Raw genomic sequence first — 18,711 nt, 5'->3', positions numbered from 1 at the left:
TGATGCTAAGAAGTATGAAACTTTTTATCAATTTTAGGCTATTAAGATTTACTTTTTATTCTTTACATAAATCAATTTGAAGCGACCATTCGTTTGATCACGTTGCTCTAAGTCAAATTGGTCTAAGGACTTAAATAAGGGCGTCAATTTTTCAAAACCAAAATTACGTGAATCAAAATTGGGTTGTTTTTTTATGATTAATGACCCTACATCTCCTAAAAACGCCCAACCATCATCGTCTGCGGTATCTTCAACAGTATGTTTTAAGAACTGAATAACTTTTGGAGTGATATTATAAAGGTTTTCCTTTGTTTTTGGAGCGCCATCTGATGGTTTTTCAGAATCTTTCTTTAAAATTTCTAAATAAATAAACTTATCACAAGCCACAATGAATGGATTAGGGGTTTTCTTCTCACCCATCCCGTAAACCACTAAACCAGCTTCACGCAATCGGGTGGCTAATTTAGTAAAGTCACTATCTGAGGATACCAAGCAAAAACCGTTGACTTTTTCTGAATACAAAATATCCATAGCGTCAATTATCATTGCCGAATCTGTAGCATTTTTACCGGTTGTATAGCCATATTGTTGAATGGGAGTAATAGCATTTTCCAGTAGAATGGTTTTCCATTTGGCTAAATATGGCTTGGTCCAATCGCCATAAATTCTTTTTATTGTTGGTGTGCCGTATTTAGTGATTTCTTCCATCATTTCAGAAATGTACTTTGCTGGAATATTATCACCATCAATTAAAACTGCAATTTTTGTATCTTTTATCATAAGCTTTAAATATAGGTTAATTTGAAACCTTACTACTCTTTATGTGTTATAATTTCAACTTATAAAATTAAATTTATAATTAGGTATCTTAGATTAAGTTCGAATAAATTGCTATATCAATGGTAACTTCTAGTTTAATGTTCAGTCAAAAAATAAGTTTAACTCTAATAGTACGACTATATTTACCGCTTTCTAAATAATACAAGTTTACGATTTATTATTTTTCCAGTTAACTAACTAAAAAACAACTCTATTAACTATACTTTATTAAACTTATTAATTAAGAGTTTTCTGAAATTTTACCTTTAACATTCTCGAAAAAACTGTAGATATATTTGAAGTCTTCTTCTATATCATCTGTTGGATAGAAAGGTTCTGACACGAGGTTTTGTTTGTTTTTATAATCAAGTGTAAACATAATAATAGGTACCTGCGCCTTTTTCGCAATGTAGTAAAAACCCGTTCTAAATTTTTCAACTTTTTGACGTGTTCCTTCAGGAGCTAGTGCGATTCTAAACTCTTCATTTTCATTAAATAATTTCGCAATGGCATCAACTTTATTTTCGTTTTCTTGTCGATTTATTGGGCTACCACCAACTGCTTTTAAAAACCAACCTAAAGGAAATACAAATAGTTCTTTTTTAGCAATAAAATTACTTTTAAGCTGAACAACAGCGCGCATTAACACGCCAATATAGAAATCGTGCCAACTGGTATGCGGAGCAGCAATAAGAATGGCTTTTTTTACGGTGTCTTTTGAAAAGTTTGTATTACCAATAATACGCCAACCTAACCATTTAAAATAAATTAACTTAGCCAGTTTCTGCATGGTATTACATTTTTTGATAAAGTGCTTTTAATTTTTCTCTTGTAATGGTTTTTTTCCAATTTTTACCAATGGCATTTTCCCATAGTGGTTCAAGACTTAAGGCAACATCAATCATAATATCGAATTCTTCATTACTCAATTGAGCACAAACATTTTGAGGTAAGATAATGTTATGCTTCATTTTCATTTCTTTGAATAAAGCGACACCTTCTGGATAAAATTCCTCTAAATGGTCAAAAACAATACAATTTCCAATACCGTGTTTTGTTCCTAATAAATATGATAAACCATAGCTCATTGCATGTGCTACACCCACCTGTGAGTAAGCGATACTCATTCCGCCATGCCAAGAGGCCATCATTAATTTTTCCTGGGCTTCTACATCTGATATGTTAGCAGAATTATCTAAGAAAATTTCTTTACAAAGCTCTAAAGACTTTTCGCCGTAACTTTGGCTAAATGAATTCAAATATGAGCCATTTAATGATTCTATACAGTGAATATAACAATCCATTCCTGTATAAAACCATTGGTCTTTAGGAACATCCTTTGTTAATTCTGAATCTAGTATAACTTGATCAAAAGGTGTAAAATCTGAATTGATACCCAATTTTTTTTCTGGTCCTGTTAAAACTGTCGTTCTAGACACTTCTGCTCCTGTACCAGATATCGTAGGGATGCCAACATGATAAATAGCAGGGTTTTTTACTAAATCCCAACCTTGATAATCCTTAGCTTCACCTTCATTGGTAAGCATAATAGAAACAGCTTTTGCTAAGTCTAAAATAGAACCACCACCAATTCCAATAATCCCTGAAGGACGCGCTTTCGTGTTTAAAATAATTTTTTCAACAAGTTCATCAACCTGTGTTGTTTTAGGTTCCTCATTTGTAGAAATAAAAACAATTTCATCATCATAATAAAGCGATATTCTAGATGTTAATTCTGTATTATTTTTAAAAACATCATCAATCAGATATATAAAAGGTGCGCTAATACTCAGGCGCTTAGGCGCTAAAATCTCATTTAACTGATTAAAACTACCTCTACCAAAAATAACTCTTGGTACCATTGGAAAGTTCTTATAACTCATTTAACACGTTTGCTTTTAGAATTTTCAAAAATACTATTAATTTAACTTTTATAAGTGCAATTCTTACCTAAATTTTACCGCAGTTTATATCTAAAATCATCGTTTTAAACACATCACTTTTGACTCGTTTTATTTTAGAAAATTAAGAATTTCACTTATAGAATCTATAGTTTTATATGTTTTACCGTTTGTTTCTTCTTCTTTAACTTCTTCATGCGCCCATGTGGTATGAAATGGCACATGCACAGCATGGGCATTGATATTAACCAGAGGCAAAACGTCTGATTTCAAAGAGTTTCCAACCATTAAAAATTCTTTCGGGTCAATATTCAGATGTTTTAATAGCTTAGAGTAATTGATTTCTTTTTTATCACTTAAGACTTCTATGTGATGAAAATATTTTGTTAGTCCTGATTTCTTTAATTTCTGCTCTTGATCAAGTAAATCACCTTTTGTTGCAAGTATTAATCTGTATTTTTTTGATAAAACTTCTAAAACTTCCTCAACGCCATCAAGTACTTCAACTGGCATATTCAACATAGTCTTTCCGATATTAAGAATAGCTTCAATAGTTTTAGGTGAAACAGTTTTGTTGGAAAGTTCTAAGGCACATTCTACCATAGATAATGTAAAAGCTTTCACACCATAACCATATAATGGCAGGTTTCCAATTTCCATTTTAAAAAGCTCTTGGTCAATTTTATTTGGCGTTTCAAATTTTGATAAAAGCTTTCCGAATTCTGCTTCAGCATTTCTAAAATACGTTTCATTCACCCATAACGTATCATCAGCATCAAAACCAATAACTTTGATGTTTTTATAGTCTACCATATTTTTTTGGCACGTTCTAGATCTTCTGGTGTATCAATTTCAACACCCTCCACATCAGTTTCTACCATTTTTATACGTTTGCCATACTCTAAATATCGAATACATTCTATTTTTTCTGAAGCTTCTAAAGGCAACATAGGTAATTTATAGAAATCTAATACGGCTTCTTTCCTAAAGGCATAAACCCCCTTGTGTTTGAAGTATTTGGCTCCAGAATCTTTATCTCTTAAGTAAGGTATTGGACTTCGCGAAAAGTATAATGCAAAGTTGAATTTATCGACTATAACCTTAACAGTGTTTGGGTTTTTTATTTCGTCTTCATTGGTGATATGCACCATTAAAGAAGCCAAATCTATACTTTTATCTTGATCTTCTTTAAACACTTCAATAAGTTTACGAAGCGATTCTTTATCTGTAAAAGGCTCATCTCCCTGAACATTAATAACGATATCAACATCCAAGAATTCCACAGCTTCAGCAATTCTATCACTTCCACAATCATGCTCCTTTTTACTCATCATGGCCTTACCACCATGACTAATAATTTCTTGATATATAATATCACTATCTGTAACAACAAAAACGTCGTCAAACAGTTGTGTCGCTACAGTAGCTTCATAAGTTCTTAAAATAACTGTTTTACCACCAAGGTCTTGCATGAGTTTTCCAGGAAAGCGTGAAGCCGCATATCTTGCCGGAATCATTGAAATTATTTTCACAAGTTTAAATTTTATATGGATTTAAGATCATTCAATTTCAGTTCAAAAGTACTTAATTTAAAAACTATTCTTCAAAAAAATCATCTTTAAAACCAATTAAGTATAATTTTTCTTTGGCTCGGGTAACTGCGGTATAAAGCCAACGTAAATAATCTTTATCAATACCATTTGGTAAATAAGGCTGTTCTACAAAAACGGTATCCCACTGCCCTCCTTGTGATTTATGGCATGTAATGGCATAGGAGAATTTTACCTGTAAAGCGTTAAAATGTTTACTCGCTTTAACTTTTAGAAACTTTTTATAGTTACTACCTTCGTTTTCAAAATCTTTTAAAACCTCTTGATATAGTCGGTTAGAATCTTCGTAAGTTAATGACGGGCTCTCACCTTCTATGGTATCCAAAAGTAGAACAGTTTCAATAGGATTCATATTTGGGTAATCTACCATTCTAACTTTAACTTCTGCAAAACGAAATCCATAAAGCGCTTGAATACTAAAGATTTCTAAAACTTCAATAATATCACCATTCGCTATAAAACCAGCCTCTGTTGTTGGTTTTATCCAAAAATAATTATTTTTAACTACCATTAAGTAATCACCTGCAGATAATTCATTTTCATTAAAAAGAATACGACTTCTAATTTGCTGATTGTATAAATTGGCTCGTTTATTGCTCCTTACTATAATAGCCGTTTCCTCGTTACCTAATTCACTATATGAATCATTTATGGCATCCATGATCTCATACCCATCTACAAGTCTAACAATATCTTTAAATGGTGTAATATCAAACTTAAAAGCATCAAAAAAGGAACTCGCCAAGGTTTCTCTTAGAGCCGTAGCATTCATCAAAATCCCTGAGTCCTGTTCTTGCCTCACCACTTCATCCAATTCCATTCTTGTGACTTCCTTATCGTAATTTAAACTCAACGTATTTTCGTCAAGAGCAGGACTTAAGTCTAATTTCACAGGGGGTAATTGTGCGGTATCTCCTATTAATAAAAGTTTACAATGGTGTCCAGAGTAAACATATTGCATCAAATCATCTAATAGAGATCCATTTTCCACAAATTTAGATTCACCAGGGGTATCTGGAATCATAGAAGCTTCATCTACGATAAAAATGGTGTTTTTATGTTTGTTTGGTTGTAAAACGAATTTTACACCACCTCCTTTATCTTTCTTTGGGAAATAGATTTTTTTGTGAATTGTAAAGGCTTCTTTACCTGAGTAATTAGCTATTACCTTAGCGGCTCTACCAGTTGGTGCTAGTAGTACAGCACTCTTTTTTGCCTTCCATAAATTGGAAACAATGGCACCAACTATAGTTGTTTTTCCAGTTCCAGCATATCCTTTTAATAAATAAAGTGCATTTGGAGAATTATTAAAAATAAATTCAGATAATTGTTGAAGAACAATATTTTGTTTTATCGTGGGATTAAACGGAAACTGCTGTTTTATAAGCAGATAAAATTGAGAAGCATTCATCTTAAGGAATCTGGGGGAATTTTTTATTCAAAGATAGAAATGATTTTTACTCTCTTTGTTTTTACGGTTAAAAAAAAATTGTAGATTTGCTAAATACCTTAAAAATAATTTTTAATTAAAGAACATACTATGTTAACATTTATTCTTATTGCAGTTGCTGTAATACTAGTTACAATTGGCTTGGTTAAGTTGATTGACAAAGTGATACCTCAAAAACTTAAACCTGTCTTAACTATTGCCCTTTGGGTTTTAATTGGTTACTTAGGTTATTTAACATACATGTCTGTCTATGAGCCAATTAAGTTTAACAAAGTAAAAAACAAACGTTACGTTCAAGTTATTGAAAGTTTAAAGGATATTAGAGATTCTCAACTTGCGCATAGACAAGTTACTGGTAAATTCGCAAAAGATTTTGATCATTTAATAAAATTTATTGACACTGCAGAGTATACAATTACACAACGTAGAGACTCTACTATTATTGATGAAGAAAAAACGAAGTTATATGGTGTTGATTCTTACAAAGAGATTGTAGTGATTGATACGCTTGGTTTTGTTCCTGTAAAAGATTCTTTATTTAAAGCTTCTAACAGATACAAAACAATGATGAATGTTCCTGTTGGAAAAGAAGGTGCTAAATTTGAAATGAAATCTGGATTTATCGAGCAAAACAAAATTAATATCCCAGTATTTGAAGCAGGAGTAAAAAAACGTGTTCTTTTATATGATCAAAACAATGACCTTATAATTCAAGAGAATCAAGTGGTTTCTGTTGATGGTGTTAATGGTGATGCTTTAAAAGTAGGATCTATGGACGAGGTTAAAACTACTGGAAACTGGCCTAAAACATATGGCGATAACGAATAAGAGTTCTAACGAGCTAACAAATATAGAATTGTCCATTCAACTAAGTTTGAGTGGACTTTCTTTTTGTATACTGAATCGTAATTTAAATACGGTTATAAATTTGAGGGAAATTCAGTTCGAAAAAAAACTGAACCCTTTAGAGCTATTAGATCGACTTAAAGAGTTATTTCATAATCAAGAAACCTTATCTTATAACTTTTCTAAAGTTTCGGTTATACATGAGAATGACTTATTCGCAATAGTTCCACAACCCTTATTCAATGAAGATTGTTTAGCCCATTATTTAAAATTCAACTCAAAAATCCTTAAATCGGATTATATAACTTACGATACCATAAAGGAAAATGATAGTGTGAATGTTTATGTGCCATACATAAATATAAATAACTTTATCTACGACAAATTTGGAGCGTTTACCTTCAAGCATATTTCCACAGTTTTAGTTGAAAACCTGCTTCAAGTTGAAAAAAACAAATTAAATACGCGAGTATATATTAACGTAAGTTTCGATCATTTCGAAATCGTAATCATTGAACATTCCAAATTAAAACTCTGTAATACTTTTACATATGGTTCTTATGAAGATTTCATTTATTACATTTTATTTACTGCCGAACAATTAAATCTTAACCCAGAAACGCTTAAATTGGTTTTCTTAGGTCAAATAGAAAAAGGTGATAAACTTTATGAAATAGCCTATAAATACATTCGAAACATTAGTTTTGGAAATAGAAATGACACTTTTAAATTTGAAAAACAACCTCAAACAAGCTACTCAAACTTCACTTTAATAAACAATTTTTAATGCGAATTATATCAGGATTATATAAAAGTAGAAAGATTATTGCTCCAAAAAACTTACCTGTGCGCCCAACAACGGATATGGCTAAGGAATCTTTATTCAATATCATAAATAACTTGTATTATTTTGATGCTATAACTGTATTAGATTTATTTGCAGGTACTGGTAATATTAGCTATGAATTTGCTTCAAGAGGCACCGAAAACATTACCTGTGTAGATCAAGACTTTGGTTGTATAAAGTTTATAAACCAAACCGCCGAAGCTTTTGATATGCCTCTTCAAACGATTAAAAGTGATGTTTTTAAATTTCTTGAAAAAACTAAAATCCAAGCAGATGTCATTTTCGCAGATCCACCTTATAATTTTTCAGAAGAACAATTTTCTAGAATCCCCGATTTAGTTTTTGGAAACAATTTACTACTTGAGGATGGTGTGCTCATTGTAGAGCATTCTAAACATACAGACCTATCAAATGTAAAGCATTTCTCCTATTCTAAAAGTTATGGTGGAAATATGTTTAGTTTTTTTGAAATTACTGCACAATAAATTATTATAATTCGCTTTTTTTTCAGTACTTTAGAACTAATCCAGAAAAAACGAATAAGCACACCTAAACAATACAATAAATACTTATTATTTTCAAGTGCTATGATAGGTATTTGTCTTAAGGTGATAGAAACAAAACTTAAAAATCATTAAGCATATTAATGTGACTTTTTAAAGATTATAATTATTAGTTAGTCACTAGTTTTTAAATGATAAACCCTTCTTTAAATCAAAGAAGGGTTTATTTATGAGTAAGTAAATCTATAAGCCGAATCCTGTATGTTTAGTATTTCGATTAGAGTTCTCTAATAAAAACTAAACACCCTTATCATTTATCTGAATGTATGATTACCCATACACTTAAGCTGTCTACCCTCTAGCATCAAACGTGCTGCCTTCTCCCGATAACTATCGGCGCGCTAGTATACATGACATTGCACCACATAGAGTTTACCTGGTTTCACTACAGCATTACCTGTACATCCTTTCTGTTGCACTTTTCCTAATCTCACGACTGGTGGCCATTAACCACTATGTTGCACTATGGTGTTCGGACTTTCCTCTATTCATTTACATGAACAGCGATAAGGCGATTTACTTGGGAGCAAAAGTACAACTCTCTATATCCAATTTCCTAATTGAAATGATTAAATTTTGGGCGCTCCAAAAAAGGCCGGGCTTTCCGTTATATCTTTTTTTGCCATAGGCGGCAACAAAAAAAGGATACCACTACAATCCCTAGCGCAGGTGTCTGCCAAGACCATTATATACCTACTTATATAACTTAAATCTACATGGTTCCATCCCTTTCAAGCAAAGCTATAATTTGTGCTTTGATCTGCTAAATCAAGAAAACACACATCACGCTACTCCGTTTCTTTTTGTTAATAACTCCTCTTAAATTATAGGTTCAAAATTCTAAATTCTAAATTGAATTTTTAACTTTGTCTATCTAAGATTTTTCAATGGAACATTTTGTTGTATCGGCTAGAAAATACAGACCACAAACGTTTAAAGACGTTGTTGGTCAGCAAGCTATTACAAATACTTTACTCAATGCCATTGAAAATAATCATTTAGCACAAGCCTTATTGTTTACAGGTCCTCGTGGTGTAGGTAAAACAACTTGCGCCCGTATTTTAGCTAAAATGATTAATAGTGACGGAAAAGAAACCAATGAAGAAGATTTTGCTTTTAATATTTTTGAACTCGATGCCGCTTCAAACAATTCGGTTGATGATATTAGAAGTTTAACAGATCAAGTTCGTATTCCGCCACAGGTAGGTAAATACAAAGTGTATATCATTGATGAGGTGCACATGCTCTCGCAAGCAGCTTTTAATGCGTTTCTTAAAACATTAGAAGAACCACCTAAGCATTGTATTTTTATTTTAGCAACTACCGAAAAGCATAAAATAATTCCAACCATTTTATCTCGATGTCAAATATTTGATTTCAAGCGTATTACTGTTAAAGATGCTAAGGATTATTTGAAATACATTGCTGAAGAACAAGGTATTACTGCCGAAGACGATGCCTTGCATATTATCGCACAGAAGGCTGACGGTGCGATGCGTGACGCCCTTTCTATTTTTGATAGAGTGGTAAGTTTCTCTGGAAAAAACCTAACTCGACAAGCAGTTACCGAAAATTTAAACGTGCTTGATTACGAAACGTATTTTACAAGTACCGATTTAATTTTAGAAAATAAGATTCCAGAATTACTAATACAATTTAATAATACCCTTTCTAAAGGTTTTGATGGGCATCACTACATTGCTGGTTTAGCATCACACTTTAGAGATCTTTTAGTTAGCAAAAATCAAGAAACTATAGAATTACTGGAAGTTGGAGATCAAACCAAAACAAAGTATTTAGAACAATCTAAAAAGGCTTCTCAGGAGTTTTTAATGCAGGGTATTAACCTAGCAAATGATTGCGACCTCAAATACAAAACCAGTAAAAATCAGCGACTTCTCGTCGAACTATGCCTTATGCAGCTTGCCTCTATCACTTTCGATGGAGAAAAAAAAAAATGGTAAACATTACATAATACCAGCTTCTTATTTTAAGAAGAAAGGCATTACGCCTATTCCTGTTAAAAAGGAAATAGAAACGCCAAAACCTGTCACAACAGCAGCTCCTGCAGCGGATAGCGCTAAAAACCCAACGGCTTCATTTCAAGTAAAAGAGCCACCTAAAGTTGTTTTAAAGCAAGAAACAAAGCGTACTTCCGGACTTTCACTTAGTAGTATTAGAGCTAAGAAAGCACATCAAATCAAACAAATGGAGGTGGTTGTTGATGAAGAAAATTTACCAACAGAAGCATTTACTGAGGAGGAGTTTTTAAAAGTATGGCATGAGTTTATTGGTATATTGCGTAAAGAAGGTAAACATAACTTGGCCTCTATTTTAGCCATTGACACACCAAAACTAAAAGGTACCACAGCACATTTAGTATTTCCTAATGCTACTAATAAAATAGAAGTTGAACGCCAGTCGTACGAGCTCCTCCTACATATTAGGCAATCCCTAAGTAATTATGATATCTCTTTAGAAATTACGATTAATGAAGTTATGGAAAAGCAATATGCATATACTACAGAGGAGAAATTTGAAAAATTGAAAGAGAAAAATCCAAGTATCGATCTTTTGCGAAAAACTTTCGATTTAGGACTTTAACTTTTTCATTTAATTGTTAAAACATAAAATTATGCTCGGATTAAAATTACCAACAGACCCTCGATGGGTTAATATTGTAGAAAAAAACATTAAAGAGATTTTAACCGATCATGCGTTTTGTGAGCAAAAAGCAACCAGCACAGCTATTTCTTTAATTGTAAGTTTTCCAGAATATACAGAGCTAGTTCAAGAAATGACTGCCTTGGTAAAGGAAGAAATAAGTCATTTTAAAATGGTTCACGATAAAATTATTGAACGTGGTTGGGTTTTAGGTCGTGATCGACGTGATGATTATGTTATACAATTGTTGAAATTTTTCCCTAAAGGAGGAAGTAGAACCACCCAATTAACACACAGATTGTTGTATGCCGCATTAATTGAAGCTAGAAGTTGTGAACGCTTTAGATTATTGTCTGAGGAATTGGAAGACCAAGAATTGGCTACATTTTATAGGAATTTAATGGTGAGTGAAGCCAACCATTACACGATGTTTTTAGGCTTTGCAAGAAAATATGGTGATAAAAAAGAAGTTGATGTCAAATGGCAAGAACTTCTTGATTATGAAGCTGAAATTATGAGTAATCTGGGAACTTCTGAATCTATTCACGGTTAAAATTTATAACCAACCCCTATTTGAAAATTCTTGTTTTTTGCACCAAGACCGGAGTCGTCATCAAATACATTTCTAAGTCCGTTTGAGTGACGTACATCTACATATAAAGCATAATTAATTCTATATTCTAAACCTAAAATTGACGAGAAACCGAAATCGGCTGCCCTATCATCAACTTCATGTATTTTTAAACCAACTTGCGGACCGAAATTAACATGTATTTTTTTAAATAATTTAATGCTAATTAAAACTGGCATTTGTATATAATTAAATTGTAATTCATCAGTTTTTGAGCCTTCATATGAAAATTGAAGCTCAGGAATAAGTGATATGCCTTTAGTTAATCCTATATCAGCTAAAACGCCAAAATACACACTGTTTCTGTGTTTATTTTCAACCGGAATTTCACTGTAAAAATCTAAACTGGAAGTGTTCATTCCTCCACGTACCCCATATTTTACATTTTGAGACTGTCCAGTCCAGGAGCACATTACTATAGTAGTTAATAGGTAGATATATTTCATAATAAATAGGCTATTTGGGTTGTTTAAAAATTTTCGATTGATGTAGCTATCAAATATTTTATTCATTTTGGAAATATGAATTGCTACATTAATCTCAATAGAATTTCACGCGATTTCGGCAATTAGTCATTTCTCAAAAACATCTATACAATTATATATTTGGTTGATTCTTAACCGCGGATATAGGCAAAAACTTCATGTTTTAATAGTGTTTAAGCGATAGTTGCATTATCGAATAATATTATTAAAGACGAATATATATTATAATTGTAAACACCTACAACAATAAAAGGTGAAGTGCAGAATTTTACTGTGTATTGCTTGAAACGGTATCGTAGTAAATACTTTTTATCACCCCATCTGCTAGTCCAATTTTCGGAACATAAATGTTTTTAGCACCGCTCCACTTCATGGCAGATAAATATATACGCATTGCTGGAATAATCACATCTGCACGATCTTGGTTAAGATCTAACTCTGTGATGCGTTCGTCGTAAGAGTAACTTTGAAGGGTGTTATAATAGGAACTCATATAGAAATATGAAAGTGGTTTTCCCATCGATTTTCCTGAAATTTTAAATATTTTATTAATATTTCCTCCAGACCCAATAACTGAAAGTTTATCATAACCTAAAGCATGGGTGGCGATCCATTCGCGAAGTTCTTGCCAAGCTTCATTCTTAACCATATCATTTAGAAGTCTAACCGTTCCTATTTTAAAAGATTTAGAAACAATAGACTTACCATGATCTATTACTGTAAATTCGGTACTACCACCACCAACATCAACATACAAATAAGTTTTATTAGGGTCGATGTATTTATTTAAATCGGTTGCTGCTATTATAGCCGCTTCTTCTTCACCTTCGATAACATCTATACTAATTCCAGCATGGTCTAAAACCAAATCAACAATTTGTTTACCATTTGTTGATTCACGCATAGCAGATGTCGCACAAGCCTTATATTTCACTACTTTATGAGATTTCATAAGCAGTTTAAAAGCAAGCATCGTATCTAGAATACGTTGTGTGTTTTCCTTAGAAATTTTTCCTTTTACAAAAACATCTGCACCTAAACGAATTGGAACTCGAACTAAAGAGTTTTTCTTAAATTGTACAGGACGCCCTTTTTGTTCAATTATATTAGAAATAAGGAGACGCACTGCATTTGATCCAATATCTATGGCAGCATATTTTTTTAAGGAAAGCATATTTAATTTTCTAATTTTTTTAGATAATAATCGTAAAGTGCATACTGAGAGCGAAGTCTCTCTTCATTATTTACGCGGTATTCATTTTCTTGCGAATCGTTTAATATTCTGGCCTTCACGTTATCATTCCAGCAAATATTAAAGGTTTCAATAATTTCTTGTTTGATATCGTCATCATAGATTGGGCAACTAACCTCAACTCTATTTTCAATATTTCTTGTCATCCAATCGGCAGAAGAGATATATACTTTAGGCTTACCTTCATTGCCGAAGATATATACCCTAGAATGTTCTAAAAATTTATCAACAACACTTATAACTTCAATATTCTCACTCATTCCAGGAACCCCAGGAATTAAACAACATAAACCTCTAACAATCATCTGAATTTTAACACCTGCACGACTAGCCTCATAAAGTTTATCAACCATATTATAACTAGAAATACTATTCATTTTTAATCTAATAAGCCCTTCTTTCCCCTGACGTACACTCTCAATTTCGTGATCAATAAGTTTGAAAACTTCTCTTTTCGTATAATGAGGTGAAACAATGAGGTGTTTGTATTTATTAATTCGATAATTCGTTTTAAAGAAGCTGAAAATTTTATCAACATCTTTTAAAATCTTTTGATTAGCAGTAAAAAGCGTGTAATCCGTATAAATTTTAGCGGTAGATTCATTAAAATTACCGGTACTTACAAAGCCATAACGGCGTATTTTCTTGCCTTCTTCACGCTCAATAACACACATTTTACTGTGTACCTTCAGTCCAGCTACGCCAAATATGAGGTTAACACCAACTTCCTCCATTTGTTTAGCATAATTAATATTGGCTTGCTCATCAAATCGAGCACGAAGTTCTATTGAAACAGTAACTGTTTTTCCATTTATAGCCGCATTTATTAAGGAACTTGCGATATGAGATATTTCGGCTAAACGATAAATCGTAATTTTAATAGTTTTAACTTTAGGATCTAAAGCGGCTTCCCTTAAAAATTTTACAACATAAGAAAATGTTTGATAAGGAGCGTGTAACAAATAATCCTTCTTCACTATTGCTTTAAAAATACTGCTTTGTAAACTCAATCCCTTAATAGGAAGCGCTTCAATTTTATCATACAAAAGATCTGTTCTTCCTAAGCTTGGGAATCCCATATAATCTCTTCTGTTGTGATAACGTCCTCCAGGAATGATACTATCGGTAGCATCAATGCCCATTTTCGACATTAAGAATTGTAAGGTATCTTTATGAATGGTTTTATCGTAAACAAATCTAACGGGCTCACCTACTTCTCGATGTTTAACACTATCGGATAATTTATCAATAAAACTTTTACTTAAATCACTTTCAAAATCTAACTCACCATCGCGAGTGATTTTTATCATATGCGCAGAAATGCTTTTATAGTCGAAAATATTAAAGATATCACTTAAACAATGACGTAATAAATCATCTACGGCAATAATAAAAAATTTATCATCTTGTTTTGGTAACACAACAAATCGATTAACCGACTTCGGTATTTCGATTAAAGCAAATTGCTTTTTATCTCCTGGCATTAACATTCTAACAGCTAAATACGCACCACTATCTTTTAAGTTAGGAAGTACAACTTCATCGTTAAGAATGATAGTTACAAGGGCTGGGCTTACCTGTTTTAGAAAATATTCTTTAATAAACTCATGCTGGGAGTCATCAATTTGAGTTTCATTAATAAGGTAGATGTTTTCTTCTCTTAGCTTATTGCCAATTTCATGTAAAATATCTAGACTTTCACTTTGCTGACTAATTACAATTTGTGTGATAATTTCAAGCAACTCCTTTGCTCTAATACCTCCAAGTTCATTTTTAGCACCTTTACCTGCCTCAACAATACGTTTAACTGTTGCATAACGTACTTTAAAGAATTCATCCAAATTATTAGAAAAAATTCCTAAAAAACGCAACCTTTCGATTAAAGGAACCGATTCATCTTCAGCTTCTTGTAGTACTCTAGCGTTAAATTGTAACCAACTTATTTCTCTATTAATGTAACTATTATTTACAGAGGCTTCTGTTTTTGTCATTCAGCAAGGTTTTATTTATCCAAAACAAATATATCGTATTTTGATGTAATATTGTTAACAATACCACTTGGTAATTGGTAAAAATAGACGAGAATTAATGATAATTTAAGATTAGAACTTTATTATACTAATGTAGTATTTACTTTAAATCACGTGGAAATAATGTTTTAACAGTTTCACCTTGTTCTATTTCATTCCAGTGTAAAACATCAAATTGTATTTTAACTAATCCTGAAGTTGGCACATTATCAATTGATCGATTACCGTATGTATTTACAAAATCTGTGATAGCATGGTTATGTCCAAAAATCATCAAATTGTGAATAGCATCACTACAAGATTTTATAAACTCTATAAGATTATAACCTGCAAAATCATATAAATCATAGTGGTAACTTACTATGTTATTATCAATTTTTAAATTGGATATAAATATACCAGCGGTGTCCTTGGCACGTATAGCATCACTAGAAACTAATTGATCAATGCTTACACCGTCTTTATGAAGCTGTTTAGAGACTAAATTAGCATCAGCAACACCACGATTGTTCAGTGGACGCTCATGATCGATAACATCAAATTCCCAGGAGGATTTTGCATGTCTTATTAAGATTATATTTTTCATAATACATTAGAATTCACACGTTTTGTAACGCTTAATTGTTTAACAATTTTACATCATTTATCTGTAAATACTCACAAAAGAACAACAAAACACACTTAAACAAGAGAATTTTTTATCTAAATAAACTCTCGGCGACAAATTACTAATATTTCCGTTTAACAACTTTTAATAAACTCTTAAACGAATATTTAAGTGATTTAACATTTTTTTTTGAACTTCATTATTCATATAGCTTCATTTGTTACACCTACAAAATGCAATCTTATGTACCCAAACCGAACCAAAATATTGTTAAACTATCGCGCTATAGTTTGTCTTCCCTCTTTTTTCAACTCTAAAATAATAACACGAATTCATTTTAATTGCTTCTATCTATCACTTCAAAAATAGAAACAGGCCTTTAAAACGAACCATACAACTATATATAACCACTTTATTAATGCAATATGAGAAATAATTACAATTGTATTTCGGTAGTCAAAATAAAAAAAGCATTATCTATATTGCTTTTTTCAATGTTACCTAGCTTAATGTTTGGTCAATCAAATGCCAATTCAATTAAGACAGGAGCCACTTTTACTTGGATGAGTTCTCAACCAAACCCTGAAGATTCTGCAATATTAGATTATATCACTATAGACGGGACGGAATATAATACTTTTGTAGTTCCAACCAGTTATGAATTATCTAGACTTGGTTTTGAGGGTGATTCTTATAATAAAATTTATAAAGATGACAATGTAATCGAATCAACGAGCGCGAGTTCTACATGGGACTCTAATGCTCTACTTGCTTTTAGAGATCATAATTTAAACCATTATTTTACATCCAATCATAATGGTGAAAACATATGTAATGATTTTTCGTTAATTGTTGAAGTTGGAGACGCACCACCTATTGGTTATGGTTTTGATGCACCGCCACAAGTACAAACTATTTTTTATGACCCTGCGATTCCTGCCAATGAGGACGGTGTATTACTTGTTACAGAACGTAATGCAAACAACTGCTTTCATATAGCGATTTATGGAACACCCGCAGGTGGTGGTCCAGAGGAATTACTAGGACAAACTTTTATAAATGCAAATAACACGGCTATTACTGGACCACAAGGGGGGACTGCACCAGATCCTAGTACAAATTCAGATTATTGGTTATCTGATAGAGTAAATGATAATAACGGTACGATTGGTATCGCATTATTTTACTTAAGTGATATTGTTCCTTTAGGGGCGAATATTACAAAAATTCAATTTCGTGGATCTACAAGTGATCATGGTGATGGTAAATTTTTACTACTTCAAAAATATGCCGTCGACCAACAACTTATAGAGTGTTTAGGTAATACTTATAATGGAGACTTAACTGTTCTTAATAACGCCCCTGCTAAAACTAAATACACTTTAGAATCTGGACCAATTACTGGGAATTTAGTTTTAAACACAGACGGAACATACACTTACACACCACCTAGTACTAATTTTATGGGTGACGTGGAATTTCAATACAAACTGCAATTAGTTGATCCTAATGAACATGTAGTGGAGTATGGTTCTGTAAAGTTAAGTTATGTTGCGCGACCTCCTGCTCCGACTTATGATATTACCTGTAACACAGCTAATGAATTTACTGTTGAAATTACAAGTCCGATTGGAACAGATCCGGACGAATTTGAATATTCCATCGATGGAGGTACAACTTATCAAACAACAACTACTTTTGATAAATTACCAGAAGGAAATTATACCATCAACGTTCGAAGCACCTTCACTAATTGTGACTTAGGAACATCTACAGCAACTTTAGATCTGTTTGATTTAAAAGTTAACGGAAGCTCCTCAGAAGATGCCTGTAGCCCGACACCTTCAGGAAAAATAGATTTAACTGTTACAGGAGGACTTCCTAATTACACATATAGTTGGACTGGCCCGAACTCTTTCACAGCAACCACTAAAGACTTGACAAGTTTAGAAGCAGGAAACTACACCGTCACAGTAACGGATGATAAAGGTTGTAGTACAGATAAAAGTTTCACTATAAACACCGCTTCAGATTCGGTGTCTCCCACTGGAACGACTCCTAACGGCACTACCAATATTAATGCTTGTCCGGTTGAAGTCGATATTGACGCTATAGTAACAACGGTATCAGATATCACAGCTATTGAAGCGGCATATACAGATAATTGTGGAACGGTTACAGCTTCTTTTGTAGATCAAACACTTACAGGTGACCAATGTGCTTGGAGTTTGGAACGTACTTATACTGTTTCAGATGGTATTGCTTCCAACGATTTTGATATCACAATAACACATTCAGGTAGTGATCAACAAGCTGCAACAGGAATTGCTCCTAGTGGAACTACCAATATTGATGCTTGTCCAATTGAGGTTGATATTGACGCTATAGTAACAACTGCATCAGATATCACGGCTATTGAAGCAGCATATAGTGATAATTGTGGAATTGTAACTGCATCTTTTTTAAGTCAAACACTATCAGGTGATCATTGTGCTTGGAGTTTGGAGCGTACTTATACGGTTTCAGATGGTTGCATGGCTAACGATTTTGATATCACAATAACACATACGGGTAGCGATCAACAAGCAGCAACAGGAATTGCTCCTAGTGGAACTACAAATATTGATGCTTGTCCGATTGAGGTTGATATTGACGCTATAGTGACAACCGCATCAGATATCACTGCTATTGAAGCAGCATATACAGATAACTGTGGAATTGTAACTGCATCTTTTGTAAGTCAAACACTTTCAGGCGATCAATGTGCTTGGAGTTTAGAGCGTACTTATTCTGTTTCGGATGGTTGTTCTGCTAACGATTTTGATATCACAATAACACATACGGGTAGCGATCAACAAGCAGCAACAGGAATTGCTCCTAGTGGAACTACAAATATTGATGCTTGTCCAATTGAAGCCGATATTGACGCTATAGTGACAACGGTATCAGATATCTTAGCTATTGAAGCAGCATATACAGATAACTGTGGAACGGTTACAGCTACTT

At 32.7% G+C, this 18,711-nt stretch carries 15 protein-coding genes, 1 other RNA gene and 1 pseudogene; 6 read left to right on the top strand and 11 right to left on the bottom strand.

Annotated elements, in window-relative coordinates; genetic code table 11:
• Positions 1-48: 48 nt before the first annotated feature.
• From KO493_RS10075 to KO493_RS10050, 6 genes are all read right to left on the bottom strand, one after another.
• Positions 49-780 carry an NYN domain-containing protein gene (locus tag KO493_RS10075; RefSeq protein WP_216067835.1) on the bottom strand — a complete coding sequence of 244 codons (732 nt, stop codon included), beginning with the start codon at positions 778-780 and terminating at the stop codon, positions 49-51.
• A gap of 280 nt (positions 781-1,060) precedes the next feature.
• Positions 1,061-1,609: a 1-acyl-sn-glycerol-3-phosphate acyltransferase gene (locus tag KO493_RS10070; protein ID WP_216067834.1), complete on the bottom strand. Its 549-nt coding sequence runs from the start codon at positions 1,607-1,609 to the stop codon at positions 1,061-1,063.
• A 4-nt stretch (positions 1,610-1,613) separates the two neighbouring features.
• Positions 1,614-2,702 (bottom strand): iron-containing alcohol dehydrogenase family protein, encoded by a 1,089-nt coding sequence (locus KO493_RS10065; RefSeq protein ID WP_216067833.1) that lies wholly within the window; start codon positions 2,700-2,702, stop codon positions 1,614-1,616.
• A gap of 129 nt (positions 2,703-2,831) precedes the next feature.
• Entirely contained in the window at positions 2,832-3,533 is a 702-nt protein-coding gene (locus KO493_RS10060) for an HAD family hydrolase (protein WP_216067832.1), read from the bottom strand.
• Positions 3,527-4,237, bottom strand: coding sequence for a 3-deoxy-manno-octulosonate cytidylyltransferase (kdsB, locus tag KO493_RS10055; RefSeq protein ID WP_216067831.1), 711 nt, complete (start codon positions 4,235-4,237; stop codon positions 3,527-3,529). The genes KO493_RS10060 and kdsB overlap by 7 nt, the downstream gene beginning before the upstream one ends.
• A gap of 79 nt (positions 4,238-4,316) precedes the next feature.
• Positions 4,317-5,741, bottom strand: coding sequence for an ATP-dependent DNA helicase (locus KO493_RS10050; protein ID WP_216067830.1), 1,425 nt, complete (start codon positions 5,739-5,741; stop codon positions 4,317-4,319).
• A 129-nt stretch (positions 5,742-5,870) separates the two neighbouring features.
• On the opposite strand from KO493_RS10050, the gene KO493_RS10045 reads away from it, so the two are divergent.
• From KO493_RS10045 to KO493_RS10035, 3 genes are read left to right on the top strand one after another with little or no spacing between them, the layout of a single operon-like run.
• Positions 5,871-6,608, top strand: coding sequence for a hypothetical protein (locus KO493_RS10045; RefSeq protein ID WP_216067829.1), 738 nt, complete (start codon positions 5,871-5,873; stop codon positions 6,606-6,608).
• Positions 6,592-7,413: a DUF3822 family protein gene (locus tag KO493_RS10040; protein WP_216067828.1), complete on the top strand. Its 822-nt coding sequence runs from the start codon at positions 6,592-6,594 to the stop codon at positions 7,411-7,413. The genes KO493_RS10045 and KO493_RS10040 overlap by 17 nt, the downstream gene beginning before the upstream one ends.
• The gene (locus KO493_RS10035; RefSeq protein ID WP_216067827.1) at positions 7,413-7,958 is read left to right on the top strand and encodes an RsmD family RNA methyltransferase; all 546 of its coding nucleotides are present in this window, start codon (positions 7,413-7,415) and stop codon (positions 7,956-7,958) included. Before KO493_RS10040 ends, KO493_RS10035 begins: the two co-directional genes overlap by 1 nt.
• A gap of 248 nt (positions 7,959-8,206) precedes the next feature.
• On the opposite strand, the gene rnpB is transcribed toward KO493_RS10035, so the two are convergent.
• Positions 8,207-8,559: RNase P RNA component class A (gene rnpB, locus KO493_RS10030), an RNA gene on the bottom strand.
• A gap of 364 nt (positions 8,560-8,923) precedes the next feature.
• Between rnpB and dnaX the strand changes: the two are divergent.
• Positions 8,924-10,640, top strand: a pseudogene (gene dnaX, locus KO493_RS10025) (DNA polymerase III subunit gamma/tau).
• A gap of 31 nt (positions 10,641-10,671) precedes the next feature.
• Positions 10,672-11,253 carry a tRNA-(ms[2]io[6]A)-hydroxylase gene (locus tag KO493_RS10020; protein WP_216067826.1) on the top strand — a complete coding sequence of 194 codons (582 nt, stop codon included), beginning with the start codon at positions 10,672-10,674 and terminating at the stop codon, positions 11,251-11,253.
• On the opposite strand, the gene KO493_RS10015 is transcribed toward KO493_RS10020, so the two are convergent.
• The 4 genes from KO493_RS10015 to KO493_RS10000 all read right to left on the bottom strand — a co-directional run bounded on the left by KO493_RS10015 (position 11,250) and on the right by KO493_RS10000 (position 15,684).
• Entirely contained in the window at positions 11,250-11,843 is a 594-nt protein-coding gene (locus KO493_RS10015; RefSeq protein ID WP_252723210.1) for a porin family protein, read from the bottom strand. The two genes, KO493_RS10020 and KO493_RS10015, sit on opposite strands and share 4 nt — an antisense overlap.
• Positions 11,844-12,084: 241 nt before the next feature.
• Positions 12,085-12,990, bottom strand: coding sequence for a Ppx/GppA phosphatase family protein (locus KO493_RS10010; RefSeq protein ID WP_216067825.1), 906 nt, complete (start codon positions 12,988-12,990; stop codon positions 12,085-12,087).
• 2 nt (positions 12,991-12,992) lie between these two features.
• Positions 12,993-15,059 (bottom strand): polyphosphate kinase 1, encoded by a 2,067-nt coding sequence (gene ppk1, locus KO493_RS10005; protein WP_216067824.1) that lies wholly within the window; start codon positions 15,057-15,059, stop codon positions 12,993-12,995.
• A gap of 139 nt (positions 15,060-15,198) precedes the next feature.
• A complete protein-coding gene (locus KO493_RS10000) occupies positions 15,199-15,684 on the bottom strand; it encodes a SixA phosphatase family protein (RefSeq protein WP_216067823.1) in 486 nt (161 codons plus the stop codon).
• 530 nt (positions 15,685-16,214) lie between these two features.
• Here KO493_RS10000 and KO493_RS09995 point away from each other — a divergent pair.
• Positions 16,215-18,711: hypothetical protein (locus tag KO493_RS09995; protein WP_216067822.1), on the top strand; the 2,497-nt coding region annotated here is incomplete at its 3' end.

This window comes from Pseudotamlana agarivorans, assembly GCF_018860245.1.
GTDB lineage: Bacteria > Bacteroidota > Bacteroidia > Flavobacteriales > Flavobacteriaceae > Pseudotamlana > Pseudotamlana agarivorans_A.
This window is presented reverse-complemented; position numbering and strand designations above follow the sequence as displayed.